This window comes from Aquimarina sp. AU119, assembly GCF_900312735.1.
GTDB classification, from domain to species: domain Bacteria; phylum Bacteroidota; class Bacteroidia; order Flavobacteriales; family Flavobacteriaceae; genus Aquimarina; species Aquimarina algiphila.
In genome coordinates this window covers 1-18,508 of record NZ_OMPF01000026.1, presented here as the reverse complement: position 1 = coordinate 18,508, position 18,508 = coordinate 1, and the positions used below count along the sequence as shown (strand labels likewise).

Annotated in this window: 15 protein-coding genes and 1 rRNA gene; 4 read left to right on the top strand and 12 right to left on the bottom strand. The window is 32.3% G+C overall.

What is annotated here, in order from left to right; translation table 11 throughout:
* Window positions 1-4: 4 nt before the first annotated feature.
* From DK442_RS23710 to DK442_RS23695, 4 genes are all read right to left on the bottom strand, one after another.
* Window positions 5-397, bottom strand: a complete 393-nt coding sequence (locus tag DK442_RS23710) for a biopolymer transporter ExbD (protein ID WP_109438411.1) — start codon at window positions 395-397, stop codon at window positions 5-7.
* Window position 398: 1 nt separating this feature from the next.
* A complete protein-coding gene (locus DK442_RS23705; RefSeq protein WP_109438410.1) occupies window positions 399-1,085 on the bottom strand; it encodes a MotA/TolQ/ExbB proton channel family protein in 687 nt (228 codons plus the stop codon).
* A gap of 82 nt (window positions 1,086-1,167) precedes the next feature.
* A complete protein-coding gene (nhaB, locus tag DK442_RS23700) occupies window positions 1,168-2,637 on the bottom strand; it encodes a sodium/proton antiporter NhaB (RefSeq protein ID WP_109438409.1) in 1,470 nt (489 codons plus the stop codon).
* A 27-nt stretch (window positions 2,638-2,664) separates the two neighbouring features.
* A complete protein-coding gene (locus DK442_RS23695; RefSeq protein WP_109438408.1) occupies window positions 2,665-3,891 on the bottom strand; it encodes a Glu/Leu/Phe/Val dehydrogenase dimerization domain-containing protein in 1,227 nt (408 codons plus the stop codon).
* 457 nt (window positions 3,892-4,348) lie between these two features.
* On the opposite strand from DK442_RS23695, the gene DK442_RS23690 reads away from it, so the two are divergent.
* Complete coding sequence (locus DK442_RS23690; RefSeq protein ID WP_109438407.1) at window positions 4,349-5,491, top strand: acyl-CoA dehydrogenase; 1,143 nt, start codon at window positions 4,349-4,351, stop codon at window positions 5,489-5,491.
* Between the two features lie 91 nt (window positions 5,492-5,582).
* Here the strand turns inward: DK442_RS23690 and DK442_RS23685 are convergent, their stop codons facing one another.
* Window positions 5,583-5,771 (bottom strand): hypothetical protein, encoded by a 189-nt coding sequence (locus tag DK442_RS23685; RefSeq protein ID WP_109438406.1) that lies wholly within the window; start codon window positions 5,769-5,771, stop codon window positions 5,583-5,585.
* A gap of 125 nt (window positions 5,772-5,896) precedes the next feature.
* Complete coding sequence (locus tag DK442_RS23680) at window positions 5,897-7,540, bottom strand: AraC family transcriptional regulator (protein ID WP_160114325.1); 1,644 nt, start codon at window positions 7,538-7,540, stop codon at window positions 5,897-5,899.
* A gap of 406 nt (window positions 7,541-7,946) precedes the next feature.
* Between DK442_RS23680 and DK442_RS23675 the strand changes: the two genes are divergently transcribed.
* Entirely contained in the window at window positions 7,947-8,126 is a 180-nt protein-coding gene (locus tag DK442_RS23675; RefSeq protein ID WP_109438404.1) for a hypothetical protein, read from the top strand.
* Between the two features lie 158 nt (window positions 8,127-8,284).
* The gene (locus DK442_RS23670; RefSeq protein WP_109438403.1) at window positions 8,285-8,485 is read left to right on the top strand and encodes a hypothetical protein; all 201 of its coding nucleotides are present in this window, start codon (window positions 8,285-8,287) and stop codon (window positions 8,483-8,485) included.
* A gap of 1,202 nt (window positions 8,486-9,687) precedes the next feature.
* Here DK442_RS23670 and DK442_RS23665 read toward each other — a convergent pair.
* The 5 genes from DK442_RS23665 to DK442_RS23645 all read right to left on the bottom strand — a co-directional run bounded on the left by DK442_RS23665 (window position 9,688) and on the right by DK442_RS23645 (window position 17,151).
* Window positions 9,688-10,839: a glycerate kinase gene (locus tag DK442_RS23665; protein WP_109438402.1), complete on the bottom strand. Its 1,152-nt coding sequence runs from the start codon at window positions 10,837-10,839 to the stop codon at window positions 9,688-9,690.
* A gap of 31 nt (window positions 10,840-10,870) precedes the next feature.
* Window positions 10,871-12,472 carry a sodium:solute symporter gene (locus DK442_RS23660; protein WP_109438401.1) on the bottom strand — a complete coding sequence of 534 codons (1,602 nt, stop codon included), beginning with the start codon at window positions 12,470-12,472 and terminating at the stop codon, window positions 10,871-10,873.
* A 52-nt stretch (window positions 12,473-12,524) separates the two neighbouring features.
* Window positions 12,525-13,142, bottom strand: coding sequence for a GNAT family N-acetyltransferase (locus tag DK442_RS23655; protein ID WP_109438400.1), 618 nt, complete (start codon window positions 13,140-13,142; stop codon window positions 12,525-12,527).
* Between the two features lie 10 nt (window positions 13,143-13,152).
* Entirely contained in the window at window positions 13,153-14,469 is a 1,317-nt protein-coding gene (locus DK442_RS23650; protein WP_109438399.1) for a trehalase family glycosidase, read from the bottom strand.
* 90 nt (window positions 14,470-14,559) lie between these two features.
* Window positions 14,560-17,151 carry a TonB-dependent receptor gene (locus DK442_RS23645; protein ID WP_109438398.1) on the bottom strand — a complete coding sequence of 864 codons (2,592 nt, stop codon included), beginning with the start codon at window positions 17,149-17,151 and terminating at the stop codon, window positions 14,560-14,562.
* 138 nt (window positions 17,152-17,289) lie between these two features.
* On the opposite strand from DK442_RS23645, the gene DK442_RS23640 reads away from it, so the two are divergent.
* The gene (locus DK442_RS23640) at window positions 17,290-18,330 is read left to right on the top strand and encodes a LacI family DNA-binding transcriptional regulator (RefSeq protein ID WP_109438397.1); all 1,041 of its coding nucleotides are present in this window, start codon (window positions 17,290-17,292) and stop codon (window positions 18,328-18,330) included.
* Window positions 18,331-18,399: 69 nt separating this feature from the next.
* On the opposite strand, the gene rrf is transcribed toward DK442_RS23640, so the two are convergent.
* Window positions 18,400-18,507: ribosomal RNA gene (gene rrf, locus DK442_RS23635) — 5S ribosomal RNA — on the bottom strand.
* Window position 18,508 lies beyond the last annotated feature (1 nt).

Sequence of the window (18,508 nt, the reverse complement as noted above, 5' to 3'; positions counted from 1 at the left end):
ATTATTATTCAGGTCTTACCGCAAGTATTACTTTATATTTATTTCTATTCGCAATATCCATTACACCAACCGCCTTCTCTATCGGAACTCCTTCCTCGGCTCTTAAAATAATGGTAGGCTCATTGTTTCCTTGTAATCTAGATAATAATTCAGATTCTAACCTACTTTGACTTATACGTTCTTCATCAATATAGTATTGTAGTTTATTTGTAATACTAACCGATATGTTCTGCGCATTAGAACTTTTTCCTTTTGCCTTCGGTAATATTAAATCCAAAGCCTCTGGAGTAATTGCAGGTGATGTCAATAAAAAGAATACCAATAACAGAAATACAATATCTGTCATTGAAGACATGCTAAATTCTGGACTAACCTTATTTCTTCCTCTTAAATTCATACTATGCAGGTTCGTTTAACAAGTCCAAGAAATCTACAGCGTTAGCTTCCATACTATGAATCACTTTATCCGTACGTACTACCAGATGATTGTATCCAATATATGCTACAATTCCTACTACTAATCCACCTACAGTGGTTGTCATCGCAGTATAAATACCTTCAGCCAGAACCCCCATATCGGCAGTTCCTGAACTAGAAGCCAAATTATGGAATGCCAAAATCATACCAATTACTGTTCCTAAAAATCCAATCATGGGAGCTGCTCCTGCAACCGTTGCTAAAATACTTACATTTTTTTCCAGTTTATATACCTCTAGTCTACCTGCATTTTCAATAGCTTTATTTATATCCTCTAAAGAGTGACCTATTCTAGAAATTCCTTTTTCGGTTAATCTTGCTACGGGATTATTGGTTTGAGCACATAAAATTTTTGCTGCTTCAATTTTACCACTAACTACACTATCTCTAATTTTACTCATAAAACCTTCGTCATATTTTGAAGCTGCTTTAATTGCAAAGAGTCTTTCAAAATAGATATATACAGCTACAAAGAGCAATACAAAAAGAATAGAGATGATAACTACAGCACCGGTACCTCCGCTAAACAAAAGGTCCATAATAGATAATGAAGTTTCTTCTAATTCTGGGTTATTTTCTGGGGTGTTTTGGGCTAAAACACCAAGCATAGATAAATACGTCATTTTGATTTTGTTAATTTAGTGTTAGTATACTAACGTTATTTCTGTAGGTTAAGTATGTTTTTTCTCTTTACAATATATATATTATTCCCAATAAACCAATACCTCCTAGTACTATTGTATATGGAAAGGCCATTTTTACCATTTTCATATAGGACAATCCAATCAATGGAGCTAAAGAGGAAGTTAGTAAAAATAAGAACGCCGCTTGCCCATTAGGTGTTGCAACACTTGGTAAATTTGTTCCTGTATTTATTGCAATTGCTAATTTTTCAAACTGCTCCCTAGATATTGCTCCGTTATCAAAAGCCTGCTTAACTTCTCCTATATATACTGTAGCCACAAAAACATTATCACTTATCATAGATAATACTCCATTAGCCACATAAAACATGGAAGGCTGCTGTCCTGGATCTAGAGATAATGCCCAATCAATAATCGGTTTAAAGAGATGCTGATCATGAATCATTGCAACAATGACAAAGAAAACTACAATCAAACCTGTAAATGGAAGTGCTTCTTCGAATGCTTTTCCTAAATGGTGCTCTTCTGTAATCCCCATAAATGCCGTCTGTACAATAATTAATGCTAATCCAATAAACCCTACCGGAGCCAAATGTAATGCCAAGCCAACAATCAAAAGCAGAGCTGATACAGCCTGTACTATTAGTCCGTATTTGGATTTATCAGATCTGTTAGCATCTTCCTTTTCTGTATAATTCTCAATAATATTTCTAGCAACCTCTGGTAATTTTGCACCAAAACCAAAGGATCCTGTAGTCTCCAGAATAACCGTTGTAATAAGCCCTGCTCCTAAAACAGGTAATGAAATTGGTGCCATTTTAAGGAAAAATTCTATAAAATCCCATCCCATTCGCTCTCCAATTAATAAATTTTGAGGCTCACCAACCAATGTACATACTCCTCCTAGCGCAGTACCTACAACACCATGCATTACCAAACTTCTTAGAAAACTTCTAAATTGCTCAAGAGTTTCACCACTTAATTCTTTTTTATCTAAAACTCCACTCTCATCATAGTCTCCAGACCCAGAATGAATCTTATGATATACTCCATAAAATCCTACTGCTACACTTATCAAAACAGCAGTAACCGTTAGAGCATCCAAAAATGCAGAAAGTACTGCTGCTAAAAATACAAACAGTAAAGAAAGTATCATTTTAGATTTTATTTTAGTAAATACTTTACTAAAAATATACATTAACAAGGGTTTCATAAAATAGATTCCCGCTACCATAAACACCAACAGTAACACAACTTCTAGATTTTGATCTACCTCATGATAAGCATTTTTTGGTGTTGTTAGATTTAATGCTAGAATTTCTATAGCCAGTAACCCTCCTGATTGCAATGGATAACATTTAAGTGCCATCGCTAGAGTAAAAATAAATTCTCCAATAAATAGCCAAGCTGTCACGGTTGGCCCCAAAATGAAATAAGAAAATACATTAAAAATTAAAAATCCGATCATTAGAGTTTTATACCATTTCGGACTATTACCTAAAAAATACTTAAACATAGTTGTACTTGATTAATGCGATTAATACTATATCAGCTGTTTGAGAGCAATCTCAAATGCTGTTTTACTTATATTAGTTTGTGTTTGTTTATTATTGTAAGTGCTTTGAATAGCCCTTTTTATGGTTTCTGATGTATCCATGAAAATAGCTTCATCTGTCATTTGTACTTTGCGCTCCATAAAATATGCAAAAACTCTTGCCATTCCACAATTAGAGATAAAATCAGGTATCAAACTTACTCTCTCATCCGTATATTCCATGATTGGTCCAAAAAATATTTCTTTATCAGCAAAAGGAACATTGGCACCACAAGAAATCACCTCAAGACCCGAATTAATCATTTGACTTATTTGATCTTCTGTTATTAACCTTGACGCAGCACATGGAGTAAAAATTTCTGTTTTGAGCGACCATATTTTTTTATTTAATTCTTCAAAAGGAATAAGGTTTTCGCTATACAGTTTATTTCCTTTTTTATTTAAATACAGTTGTTTAATTTCTTCAAAAGAAAAACCGTTTTCATTTATTAACCCTCCGGCATGATCGATTATTCCCACAATCTTTGCTCCCATTTCTGAAAGATAATAAGCAGCTGCCGATCCTACATTTCCAAATCCCTGTACTACAGCTCTTTTCCCTTTTACTTCTCCACCATAAATATCGTAATAGTGTCGAACAGCTTCAGCAACTCCATATCCAGTAATCATATCTGCAACAGTATATTTTCTGGAAACATTAGGAGAAAACATAGTATTTTCTAATACCTTAATCACTCCTTGTCGTAGCTGTCCAATTCTATTTATTTTGTCAGCCTCAGTGGGTTGAAAATGACCATTAAAAACTCCTTCCTGAGGATGCCAAACTCCACATTCTTCTGTAATAGGTATCACTTCATGAATCTCATCAACATTAAGATCTCCTCCAGTTCCATAATAGCTTTTTAATAATGGGGACACTGCTTTGTACCATCGTTTAAGCACTCCTTTTTTACGCGGATCTTCTGGGTCAAAATTAATACCAGATTTGGCTCCACCTATTGCAGGTCCAGATACTGTAAACTTAACTTCCATTGTTTTTGCCAAAGAAAGTACTTCATTCATATCTAAACCCTTTCTCATTCTTGTTCCTCCTCCAGCTGCTCCTCCTCGTAAAGAATTTATAACCGTCCAACCTTCTGCTTCGGTTTCTGCATCTTTCCAATTAAAAATTATTTCAGGCTCTTTATTTTCGTATATTTTTAATAACTCTTTCATTCTTTTAAATTTCAATCCATTGAATACATAACTGTATGCTTTTGCAGCAACATCCTTTATAATTGTCTTTTTTTTAATAAAATAATCCCTCCATTACAGAGGTTAGAGTTGAGTCATATTATAAGGTATTACAATACATTGAAATTACAGTCAAAATGAGACTTCACAAATATAAAAAACTAAATACGTCAAAAGGATAAATAAAAATAAAATTATGCTAATAAACAACAGAATGTTTCGCTTGAGATATTATCATAGAATTTAGTAAAGCATATTCAAAAAATTTCTTAAACAACACTAATAAAAATCATTATATCAAAAAACGAAAAAAACAGCAAAACTATCATATTATCACTTATATTTGTGGGATTAATAAAATTTACGAGGTTATCTCGATTTATTTTCATCGAAAAGTAAGAATTGCGTGTTATGCGCGCACAGTAAATTATACAGAAATATGGACTTTAAATTATCCGAAGAACAGTTAATGATACGAGATGCAGCTCGTGATTTTGCCAAAACTGAATTATTACCAGGAGTAATTGAGCGTGATAACAAGCAAGAATTTCCTACTCAACAAGTAAAAAGAATGGGGGAACTTGGGTTTTTAGGCATGATGGCTTCTCCAGAATATGGAGGAGGAGGAATGGATACCATCTCTTATGTTTTGGTTATGGAAGAGTTATCCAAGATAGATGCATCTTGTTCTGTTATTGTATCTGTAAATAATTCTTTAGTATGCTGGGGACTTGACACCTATGGCACTCCAGAACAAAAAGAAAAATATCTAACAAAACTTACCACAGGAGAATCTATTGGAGCTTTCTGTTTATCTGAACCCGAAGCTGGTAGTGATGCAACATCTCAAAAAACAACAGCTGTAGACAAAGGAGATCATTATATTCTTAACGGAACCAAGAACTGGATCACTAATGGAGGATCTGCAGATTACTATTTGGTCATTGCGCAAACGGATAAAGAAAAAAAACATAAAGGTATTAATGCATTTATCGTTGAAAAAGGATGGGAAGGATTTGAAATTGGCCCCAAAGAAGATAAGTTAGGGATACGTGGTAGTGACACTCACTCTCTAATTTTTAATGATGTAAAAGTTCCTAAAGAAAATCGTATTGGAGAAGATGGTTTTGGGTTTAAATTTGCAATGAAGACTTTAGCTGGAGGGCGTATAGGAATTGCAGCTCAAGCACTAGGAATTGCAGCAGGAGCGTATGAATTAGCAAAAGAATATGCTAAGGTTCGTAAAGCTTTTGGTACTGAAATTATGAATCATCAAGCAATCGCTTTCAAACTTGCAGACATGCATGTACAGATTGAAGCAGCTCGTATGCTAGTATATAAAGCAGCTATGGACAAAGATAATCACGAAAATTATGACTTATCAGGAGCTATGGCAAAACTTGTTGCATCTCAAGCTGCAATGGATGTTAGTATAGAAGCAGTACAAGTACATGGAGGTAATGGTTTTGTTAAAGAGTATCATGTAGAGCGATTAATGAGAGATGCTAAAATCACTCAGATCTATGAAGGAACCAGCGAAATCCAAAAGATCGTAATATCACGAAGCATTCTTAGAGATTAATTAGTTAAAATTCTCTAATCTAAAAGCCCAAATCACTAATCTTGATTTGGGCTTTTTGTTGTTCATTCTAGGTAGTCTAAATCATGTAATATTAATAATCATCAATTCTTTTAAAAGCAGTCCCAACACAAGGCTTAATATCAGAAACACAACCTCCTCCACTACAATCATTACCAAGTCTTGAAGCTCTTTCTAAATCATTACCCCCATTTACATATTGCATTGAGATACCCAATTTTGTAATGTTAATTTTTTTTAATCCGATTTTTCTTTTTTCCATAACATCTTTTAATTAGTAGTTAAAAATAAAAAAGAAATATTGATCAACATAGATTCAAAATTATTTAGCGGTTAAAATTTATAAATTTTAACCTGTTTTTTTTATATAAAACTATATACAGCAAACTAATCCCTATACCTTTTAACATATTCTGCAGGGTTACACCCTTTATTTTTAGAAAAGGCCTTTGCAAATGATTGAATGTTATTAAACCCTACTTCTTTTGCCATTGACTTAATTGAATATTGTCTAAACATTTTATTCTCTTCTATCTTTAAAATACAATATGCAATTCGCAAATCATTAATGTAAGTTGCAAAATTCTTTTGTTTTTCCATATTAATAACATTAGACAAATAAGTAGAATTCGTTTTTAAACTTTTTGAAACCTTAGCTAGAGTAAGATCATTTTTCAAATACCCAAGATCACTTTCAAAATCACTTAACTTCTTAAGTATCTCTTGTTTTAACTCTACAGAAAGGTCTAAACTTGTCTTTACAGATTTGGAATTCTTTTTCTCTAAAACTTCAACTCTTTTCAATTCCTTGTTCAACAAAGTTTTGTAAGCACTTTTCCTTTTCTTATAAAAATATCTGAATAAAAAACTTATCCCAACCATTACAAAAGCACTTAAGACTATCAACCTATAAGTTGAACGCTTATTATTATTAACAATTTCTCTTATCAATTGATCTTTATCCTTTATCAATTGTGGAGTATCATATTTTTTAACAATTGAGTTATTTAAACGACTCTGTTTTATAGCAGAAATACTATCATATCGTACCAATTTTTCCATTACTTTTAATTGGTTGTTTTGATCATTACTTTTTTTATAATGATCAATTAATAAAGTAAAAGCGTCTCTTATCTCTAATCTATAATTCGAATCATTGGTTACAGCATCAACTTTTTGTAAATAACTTAGTGCCCGGGGCTCTTCTTTTATCTTTAAATAGATCTTTCCTAAATATAAATAACTAATTCTTACCTGTGATTTATTAATATCGTCTTCAAATAAATTTAGCGCTTTTTGTAAACTATCAATCGCGGGGTTGTATTCATTCCTGTAGTAACTATTTATCCCAAATGCAAACAACAAATCTGAATAATAGAACTTACGATTGCTAGATAAACTAGATTTTATACCTTTTTGCAAATAAAAATATGCCGAATCATATTTTTTAAGACGATTGTAACTTTTTGACAACCCATACAATGTAGCAATATAGATCTGACTAGGCTTTTCTACTTCATCTTGTTTTTTGAAATGATTATAATTCTCCTTAAACACTAATAATGCTTCCTCCTCTTTCCCCAGAATAGTCTTTAATAAGGCAATGTTATGTTTCAACCCCATCAATTGCCAACTGTTATCATTAATTTCCGCATACTTTTTAGCTATTAAATATGCCTCTAAAGATTCATCATATCTTTCAACTCCACTTAATAAATTTCCTTTCATCATATACCCCGTGGATGGGTAATGATTATTTTCTAAGTCTTTTGTTACATTTATAATAGAATCTATATACCGTAATGATATCTCTGGTTGTTTTTCATAAATAGAAAGAAACATTTGATATCCATCAGCAATCTTTTCTCTATCCTTATTCTTTTTAGCCTTTACTATGTAAAAATTCGCTAACTCATGCTTGATTATTGAATCCTGATTTTTACTATTCCAAAAAAGAGTATTGAGTTCTTGAAGTGTCTTCTCTTTTAGTGAATCAGAAGAACTATTATAGATTTCTTTCTGTTCTTGCATAGAATACAATGTAGATATAAAGCATCCTATTATTACAAATAAACTAATAACTCTCATATGTACTCTAACCAAGGGCAAGGATTAGTTTTTAACAAAATTTTGGGTAAACATACAAAGAATATTAAAGGAAATGCAAAAAAAACAAGGTTATCATGACAATTCTAAAAAGGATTAGAAGTTACAAAATGGTAAGGTAAAATTTATAAATCGATAAGGTAAAATTTATAAATGCTGACCAGATCCTCTTGAAAAAATTTCCTTTTACACATACTTTAGTATCTCAAAACTATGCAGCCAACCTGTATATTCATATCATTTTCTATAAAATGAATGTATAAAAATTTTAGTCGTAGAATCACAAACGACACTAAACATATTGTGGTATCAAATAATTAAAATATATATTATGAAAAAATCGATTTTAGATTTCGGAAAAACATTAAGCAAAAGTCAACAACAAAAAATAGTCGGCGGGGCACGTATATGTGATCATAGTATAGGAAGGTGTTATGAAGGATCCGCACCTACTAATGATCTTAACAGATTGGTATATCTTGATTCAGAAGGGGTATATCATATATTCTAAACATTAAGTTAGCATTATTTAACTTTAAATAAGCAAAGTAATTATATTAACTTATAAATTCCGGAAACAAACGGTTAATATAAATTATTGCGAAAAAAGTTCTATGTTAACTACTTATGATTAGATAATTATTCAATAACACTTTAAAATTACATTTTATGTATTTAAAAAATTTTTCTAAGTATAGAATTGACAAGAAATTATTATCAAAAATCAATGCAGGTGGGCATGGTTTAGTAATTTGTGGTAATGGAGAATCATTTAGCGCATCTGCAGAATCAGAAAGCTCAGTAGAACGAGGCGGTAGCCGCTGGTGCCGAGATAGAGGTGGTGTATCTGCTACTGTATATCTTGAATAAAATAAACTTTTGCTAAACGCTACGAAAAGATAAAATAGGGCTTGGTATTAATTATAAGCTTCTAATAAATCGTGTTTCCAAACATCCTTCTTTCTTATTGTAGCGTTTAGCAACCAATATACATTCAATTTACTAATAGCAAATCTACAGAATTGGCTAACCCCACAAATAGCAAAGAGATAGAACACCTCACTATCCTCCATAATTTCATATACTATGGGGTCTATAATATTAATTTTACAACTGGTAAATAAAGAATATAACATTACAGTTTTTTGAGCAGCTCTATGAAAACCCGAAAACAGATAATTCTTTCTGCCTAGAGCCCATAGTTTGATGATGTTCTCCTCCTAATTGTTGTAAATCTCAAAACGACATCAGTGATATATCTTTTCAGTTTGTTCCATAATTTTAATGCACATCCAATTGCTTTTCCCTTAGCACTTTTAGGCAGAACCTCAAGAACCTGTGCCTTAGACTAACTTTCAAAACTATTTAAAATTGAAGCAGCATATAATTTGCGGTAACGGTTTCTCTGTTCAGCTGAACTTTCAAGTTTCCTTGCTTTTCACTCTATAGCGTATAGCTTTTGATTTTGCCCCAATACATATCTGGCTCAGAATACATCCCTATTCAGAGTTTTTTCAAAATCCCTTCTAGCATGTTCCATACATACCAATAAAGTAATGTTTCCTTTTGTATTAAAGTTTGCGAAAACCGAAAAGCTTAATAAAAATAGAGTAGGTATAATTCTTAAAAATTAATTATGAAAAATTTAAAGCAATTTAAAATAAACGCAAAACAACTAAAAAAAGTTTATGGAGGAGAACTGCTATTGACACATCAGGTCTTGAACGACGTATAGAGCCTGTAGGTACAGGGTTCGATACCGAACTAGTACTTTAATTAGAAAGCTAAAGATGGGTATATAAATAAATCTTATCCATTGTTTCAATTCCTCTCCTTAAATTAAATATAAAATTATTGGACTATAAGGCTTCAATTATACAAAAGACTCTTTCATTTCTTTTCGATATAGAAGTAAATATGACTGTCTTTCTCAAAAAAGTTCTAACCGAATGCTCATATAGACTGGTCAAGTCTTTTTTCTAAAATCCTTTTTGTTCATCGTTTGTCATAATACCACATAGTAAAATCAATAATTAAAATTTAGTACAGACAGAATTTAGCTTACATGCTCATTAACCTTCAAGTTTTTTATCCTCATTTTGGTATATCGCATTTGCAAAATTCATAACCGAAAATCTTAGGTTTTGATAACTATTCTTAATCGCTTCTTCTAAGGGAACAATATCCAAAAGAATTGAGGTCGAGAATCTTAGTCCTAATTGATGGTAATCTTTATCTGGGATATCCACAATTCCACAAAAAGCAGCTACCGGAATATTCATTTTTTTAGCACTATCAACAACTCCTTTCATTGTTTTACCTGCTAATGTTTGCCTATCTAATCTGCCTTCACCAGTAATCACCCAATCAGCATCTTTAATATGTATATCAATATCTGCCATTCTTTTAACTAACTCAATTCCAGATATTAAGTTTGCATTTAAAAATGTAATTGCTGCCGCTCCCATTCCCCCTGCCGCTCCAGATCCTTTTTCTTTTTGCACATCTTTAGAAAACTCTACTTTTAATAGGTTAGAAAAATGTCGCAACCCAAGATCCAAAAATTCTATTTCACTTTTGGAAGCCCCCTTTTGTGCTGCATATATTTTTGCTGCTCCATTTTTTCCGTATAGAGGATTATTCACATCACACGCCACTTCAAATTTTACATTTGCCAATTTTGGATGAAGATGATGTGTATTTATTTTTGTTATTGAAGACAAATTCTTTCCGACAGGAGTCACTTTATTGCCAGCACAATCTAAAAACCTATACCCTAGTGCTTCTGCCATTCCAATTCCACAATCATTAGTACTACTACCTCCGATTCCTAATATAATTCTTTCTGCTCCTTTGTCTATTGCATCTACTATTAATTCTCCTGTTCCGTAAGAAGAAGTATTCATACAATTCTGTTCTGATTCTTTTAGCAATTTTAATCCAGAAGCTTCTGCCATTTCAATATATGCTATCTTTTCTTGAGAATTAAAGAGATAGTTAGCACTTATCTTTCTAAAAAGAGGGTCGTTTATTGTACTACTGACTTTTTCGCCCTTTAGATAATATCGAATAACTTCCATTGTTCCATCTCCTCCATCTGCAAGAGGAAGCTTAATTATTTTTGCTTTTGGAATTACTTGCCGCAAACCTTCTTCAACAGCATCACAAAACTCAAAACCATCAAGAGATCCTTTAAACTTATCCGGCGCAATTACAAATTTCATTCGCTTATATCTTTTCGAGTATTAATTGTATTTAGAATAGTTTTGGTAAAAACCATGCAATAGAAATGATTAGTATAAAATATCCCAAAAGAATAAATATTTCTTTTTTTTGTTTGTAAAAAACGGTCTCCAATACATTATTATTTCTGTTTTTTAACAATAAGCTTATCGAATACCCTATAATGATTGTAACGAGACAACCGATAGCATTCCACCAAAACCAAAATATTTCGGGAACATATAACCATAAATACATATTACATAAAACACCAGTGATAATACCAATGTTAGCTCCAAATGCACTAGTCTTTTTTGTTAAGATAGCTAATACAAACGCTGCGAGGATAGGCCCATAAAATATGGAACTGATTTTATTTATGACTTCTATTACTGTCCCTTCTATATTTCCTGCAAAAAATGCAAAACCTAAACATACTATTCCCCAAAATACCGATAGCACCCTGGAATATGTTACATATCGATCCAAAGGAATATCTTTTTTGTATCTCTTAATAAAATCTTCCATTGTCACGGCGGATAAGGAATTTACGGTGGAGCTTAGCGAAGACATTGCTGCAGACATGATTGCTATAATTAGGATTCCTATAATACCATTGGGTAAATAATGGATTATAAATACTGGAACCATTAAATCAGCTTTTTTTCCTTCTAATGATGTAATATTTTCTTGATATATCGAATCCATTGCTTGTGCAAAATTTACATCCATTACTAAAAGTGTTCCCAATACTAACCCCATAATACAATACGTAAGTGTTATAGGAAATCTAAAAAGTCCATTTGCTAACAATAGTTTTTTAATTGTAGACATATTACTTGCTGATAATAATCTTTGAGACTGTGTCTGATCAGTACCATAATAGGAAGCATATAAGAAGAAACCACCTATTACCATTGGCCAGAAACCAAATTCATCCTGTTTATCAGCATTATTAAATCCCCATTTTGAAAAATCAATTGCAGTAATTCTATCTTGATCTACGTTTGTTAAAAAATTATCTAAACCACCCAATTCGCTAATACCATAAATCAAACAAATAACAATTCCCAGAAAGAGAATGATCATTTGTATTACATCTCCCCATATTACTGCTTTCATTCCTCCCTGATATGAATATAGCAAAGTAATAACACCTATTATTAAAATGGATACCCAGAAATCAATTCCAATGGTTGCTTGCAAAATTAGAGACATCGTATATACCATTACTCCTGTAGCTACTGACCTACTAATCTGAAAAACAAAACTTATCAATAATCTCGAAGAAGCATCAAATCTTCTTTCAAGAAATTCGTATACACTGATAATTCCCGATTTATACAATGGAGGGATTATCGCAATCATTAAAAAAGCCATCGCTAGAGGCACTCCAAATTCATAAGTCAACCATTGCAATCCACCTCCATCTTTCAAGCCTACAAAAGCTGGAGCTGAGATGAAACTTATTGCTGATAATTGTGTAGCCATTGTAGATAAGCTTAGAGGAAACCACCCCATGCTTTTTCCGCCTAAAAAATAATCTTGGGATGTTTTATTTTCTTTAAAGAAGTATCCTATCCCAATAAACCCTACGAGGTATAAAATGATAATGATATAATCCAAGTAATTCATATGGTTCTGTATAATGTATTAACAACAGCTAAAAACAAGTATTCCTTAATAATCAGACTTTATTTAATTTATTTTTCAATTCGTATTTTACATTTTCATTCCATTCTTTTTTAAGAATACCTAAAACTATAGCATCGGTTCTTCCTTTTCCATTAAGTGATGGAAAAAAACCTCTTAATATTCCTTCTTTTTTACATCCTACACTTGTCATCGCCGCAATACTAATTTCATTCTCAACATAAGCTCCAAAGCCTATTCTTTCCAACCCTAATTTTTCAAACGTAAATTCAAATAATAAATATTTGCAATGCTTATTTAATCCAGTACCTCTAAATTCTTTTCCATACCAGGTATGTCCCAGTTTAATAGTATTAAGATCTGGTATAAATTCATAGAAACGAGTACTGCCTGCATATCTATTTTTTCTTTTATCAAACACAACAAATGGATACTCTTTCTTACGTCTTCGGTTTTCAATTGCAGATTTGACATATTTGGTTAAATTCTCGATTTCGTTTCCTTTTTCAAAAAAATACATCCAAATATTCGGATCATTTGAAATTTCTAATAAGCTTTTAATATGTTCAACTTCTAGCGAAACCAATTTCACCACATCATCCTCCAAAATATACGTATCTGAAAAATTAAATCTTATTTTTTGCTTATGCATATCTATAAAATTAATCTTTTAAAAGGTCTATCAATAATGCTGCACTCCAAGAAAAATTTCTTCCTCCGTATCCACCATGCTCCATATTCTTATACATATTTTTTCTTGGATCAAAATATTCATAAAAACCAGCCTTATCAATAAGTTCTACCGAATCATTTTTAACTCTCTTAGCTAATTCATCATATCCATATTTCTTTAATCCGTAATACAACATCCAGTTTAGATTAATCCATACTGGACCTCTCCAATATTTTTTTGGATTAAATCTTTCATTTGCAGGATCAAAAGAAGCGCACAAATACTTATCCTCACCTCCAAAACGTTCTAACATTGTATTGACAAGAACTTTTGCTTTATCTATATCTGGAATCCCTGCAAACAATGGAGCAAAAGATGATGATGAAACAAATGAAATCTGTTTTTCATTTCTAAGGTCATAATGAACATATGCTCCTAACTCATTATTAAAAAGCTTCTCATTAAAACTCCTTATACTTTTTCTTTGCCATATTCTTAACTGATCAATTTTGTTAGAGTGACCTCCTATTACTTCATATAAATTGATTAATGATTCATTTGATTTAATAAGCATTGCGTTAAACAATGGATCTTGAATCAAAAACGGAGAAGTTTCTGCTATTGCTTTATCATCATAGTTATGATTCTTTGCAATTTCTATAATATGTAGGTAATGATCATATTCTCTTTTTGAAGGACGTTGAGATGGATCTACATGAGTAGTATCTCTTCTTTCAAATTCATATTCTGGAGGATTCATAGTTTTCCATATATCATCCCACATAGGTGAATTATCTGTTCCAGACTCCCAATTATGATAAATATACACTAGTCCTTCATTACGAGGATCTCTTTGCCCATAAAAATATTCATGATTTTTATATACTCTATCAATATGACTTTTAACAAAAGACAACATATCTTCTTTATCTTCCACAATTCTATGCATTTCCTCTAAAATGAAACCGGTAATCGGTGGTTGTGTCATTCCTGTAGAACGGAATTCTCTTGAAGATTGTGGATGTAATTCAGATTTATGAAAATCAGGTCCTGGAAAATAAGTGTCACTATCTGTGTGAAAAACAATATGCGGAATAAAACCATTTTCCCATTGCGCATCTAGTAATGTAGTTATTTCTTTTTTGGATTTTGCAACATCAAAATAAGCATAACCAATTGCAATAAAACCAGAATCCCATTTCCATTGGAATGGATACAACCCTTCACAAGGAATTGTAAACCCTTCTTTCTGAAAGTTATTATTCAAGACTTTTTCTGCTTCTTCAATCAAATTTCTTTTATCCATAGTATATATTCAAAAAAGCATTGATGTTATATAAAACACCACTAATGCTTTTAATTCTTAAAAAACAATTAAACTGGTATCATGAAAATATTAAAAACTAAATGTAGCATTGAAGAATAATCGAATTGGCAGAATCGGTCTTCCTACAAAAAATTCTGCTTCTGTTTGACCATCTCCTAATCTTGGGGATCCTTCAGTTATTCCTGCATCATCAAACAGATTAAACACTTGTGTTCCTAAACGCAATGTTTCCCCATCATCAGTAAGATCAAAAGTATATCCAGCATCAAAATTCGCTATCCCGAAACCTTCTAACTCAATTGTGTTCGTTTGATTAGAGAATTTATCACCGGTATAATTATATCTAAGACTACTATCAAACTTACCGTTATCATATTGAACACCTATATTGGCCAAGAAATTAGGCTGTCTTCTTAGTTCGTTACCTTCTAAAGTCGGATCATTCTCTGATTTTGTAATTTCATGTTCCTGATAAGTAACAGATCCACTTAAGCTAAAAGCGTCATAAAACTTCCAATTCCAAGTTCCTTCTAAGCCAACAGTTCTCGTGTTTTGCACATCTACATCCTCTGTAAATCCTCCACCAGGGGCATTTATAAAAGTGATTGATCTTCTATCATTAAGTCCTGTTGCATAAGCTGCAAGTGTCCCAGAAAATTTACTGGCCCCATATTTCACTCCTAATTCACCTTGTATTATGCTTTCGGCTTCATATGAAGATGGATCACCATTACCATCAAAGCTTGTTCCTCTTAATTCTGGAAAGAAATACCCTTTTGAGAAGTTAGCATATATACTCATATCATCATTAACCTTGTACAATCCAGCCAACGCGACTGCAAAATCGGTCGCAGAAACATGACCTCTTGTAAAACTCCCATTACCCCATATGACATTATCTAACCCATCAATACTGGTATTATCAACTAAAAAAGATGAAGTCCCTTCATTCTCTATATCTCCTGAAGCTCTCTCTATTCTCACGCCAATATCAAAATTCCAACGTTCTAACTGAATTTCATCAGTTAAAAACACAGCAACTTTATTACTTGATATATTTCGGTTTTGATAACCAAGACCTCTATTAGAAACTCCATTAACAGTATGATTAGACACATTAACTAGTCGCGGACGATTATTAAACTCACTTAAATATCTTGTAATTACATTAAAATCGCCTGCTTCTGATCTGGACAGAAATGCTCCAAGTGTAATATTATGAGAATCAATTGTCTTTGTAAGTTTTATATCAGCCATTAACTCTCTTAACGGCCTACTTCTATCTAATATTCGATTCTCAAATAATAGTGCATTCGAAGGAAGCGCTTGTCCATTTAAATACGTGAACGTTTCTGCCCCAAGTCCTCTTGTATCTAGGTATTGCTGTTGTGTTTCTACAGGCCGGGCACCACTAACACCGCTACCGTCTAAAAAGAGATTAAATTGATGCTTATACTTTGAATATCTAACTTTGGCATCTAATTTAAAAGTTCCATAATCCTGTTTGAAGTTCGCCATGATATACCCACCCGAAGTTGAAACTCCATCTTCTATTGGAGAATTATAAATCCCATCCGGAGTTGCATAAGAAATATCACTAGCATCAGCCGTTTGTAAAGTTAATATCTCATTTCCATCATTCCCATTAGGCCGATCTCTGCTTCCACCTTCTAGTGGAAATGGTAGAAAAAACTGAACTTGGTCATCTATATATTGACCTGAGATAGTGATTGACCCTTTTTTAGTGAGCTGTTTAATATTTCCTCTTAACTGAAAACCTTCTGTTGGTAATCCCGTTTTCAAAGGACCTTCATCGTATCTATAAAAGCCAGAAAGTGCATAAAATGTATTTGAATCCTCATTACCCAAAGGTCCACTAGTTACAAAATCTGCTTTATATCGCGAATTAGATGCTACTTCTGTACGTATCGTAGTTTTTGGTACCGCTGAACCTGTGATACTGGTGTAGTTAATAATTCCAGCAACTGATCCTACCCCATATAGAATTGATGCTCCACCACGAACAAATTCTAGACTCTTGACACCAATATCATTCCTAAAGTATACATCATGAGCCGATGAATTCAATCCAAACGTACTTAAGACAGGCATCCCATCAATTTGTAATGGATTAAATTGAAATTGTCCTCCTGAAGGTAGCCCTCTAACAAAAACATTTGAAGCCACTTCACCACCACCACCTTCTGTAGTTATCCCAGGGACACTTCTTAAAACATCAGCTTGACTACTAGTATTAACTTTTGATAGCTGCTCAGCATTTAGCGCAGTTATAGATAATGCTGTTTCTTTTTGTGATCTTGTTGTTGATGTAGCGGTCAATAAAATTTCGTCCAATGCTTCTCCACCCTCTGTAAGTATTGCATTCACTTGAATTGGTTTATTCTCTAGTACTATATCTTTTTCAAAAGTACTATATCCAATATATGAGATTAATATTGTGTATATTCCTGTTACATCGGTAGTGAGTGTAAAATTACCATCAAAATCTGTCGTTGTCCCCAAGCTAGTTCCTTTTAATAAAATATTAGCTCCAGGAATTAGATTGCCCCTTGCGTCTTTGATATTCCCCGTGATCTCTGTTTGTGCATTAACAAAAAATAAAGAAAATATAAAAAACATACTTAGAATTAGTTTTTTCATAAACTTGTCTGTTATATTAGCATTAAAATTTTCAATAATATTTTAATAAATGTATAGCCCAATTATTAATATAATATCAATTTTTTAACAAAAAAACTACGCAAACGTTTGCGAAAACGTTTGAAATTTATTTTATAAATGAGTAAGAGAAGTATTACATTAAAAGATTTATCAAATTCGCTTAATCTATCCATATCTACAGTTTCGAGAGCATTAAAAGATCATCCGGATATCAGTACTGAAACTAAAGATAAGGTTCAAAGGCTTGCTAAAGAATTAAATTATGTTCCTAATTCTTTAGCTCAAAATCTTAGAAATAGTAGTACCAAAACGATTGGAGTTGTTATTCCTAATCTTCAACTAGATTTTAGTTCAAAGGTTATCAATGGTATGATTCATCAATCAAGAGAAGAAGGATATAGACTTGTTATATCTGAATCTGGCCACAGCTATGAATTAGAAAAAGACATTTTACAAAATATGATTCGATCAGGAGTAGATGGAGTGTTGCTTTCTCTTACCAATTTTACTAAAAATATTGATCATGTTCTTGAAGCCATGGATACATGTCCGATTATATTATATGATAAAGTTTCTGATAAGGTACCCTGTACTAAAATCATTGTAGATGATGAAATAGGAGCTTGTAAAGCTGTAGAACATCTTATTGAACAGGGAAGAAGAAAAATTTTATACATCAACGGACCTGATCATTCTTTTAATGCAAGAAAAAGATTAAGAGGTTATGAAAAGGCTCTAAAATTACATGACATCCAAGTTCTTGAAGAACGTATTATAAAATGTAAAAATGTATCCATTGATGAAGGAAAAGAAATTGTAGATCAAGCACTAAAAAATGGTTTAGATTTTGATGCTATTTTTGCAGTTACTGATAATGCTGCTATTGGAGCAATTAAATCCTTAAAAAATCATAGTATAAGTATTCCTCAGGAAGTAGCGATTGTTGGTTTTAGTAATTCTAAAAACGCAACAATTATTGAGCCTAACTTAACATCTATTGAACAGCCAGGATATGATATTGGTAAATACGCTGTTTCTTATTTAACACAATCACTAAGGGATAACTTAAAATCAGATGATTATATCCAAACAACTTCTAAAACTGTTGAATTAAAAACCAATTTAATCATAAGAGAATCCAGTAATCTTATCTCTTGATCTCTCTATATCCCTCATAAATAGTAGATATAAAAAAACCCTTCAATATGAATATTGAAGGGTTTTCAAGGAAGGCGGCGACCTACTCTCCCACGATTGTAGTACCATTGGCGCTAATGGGCTTAACTTCTCTGTTCGGAATGGTAAGAGGTGAGCCCCATTGCTATAACCACCTTAA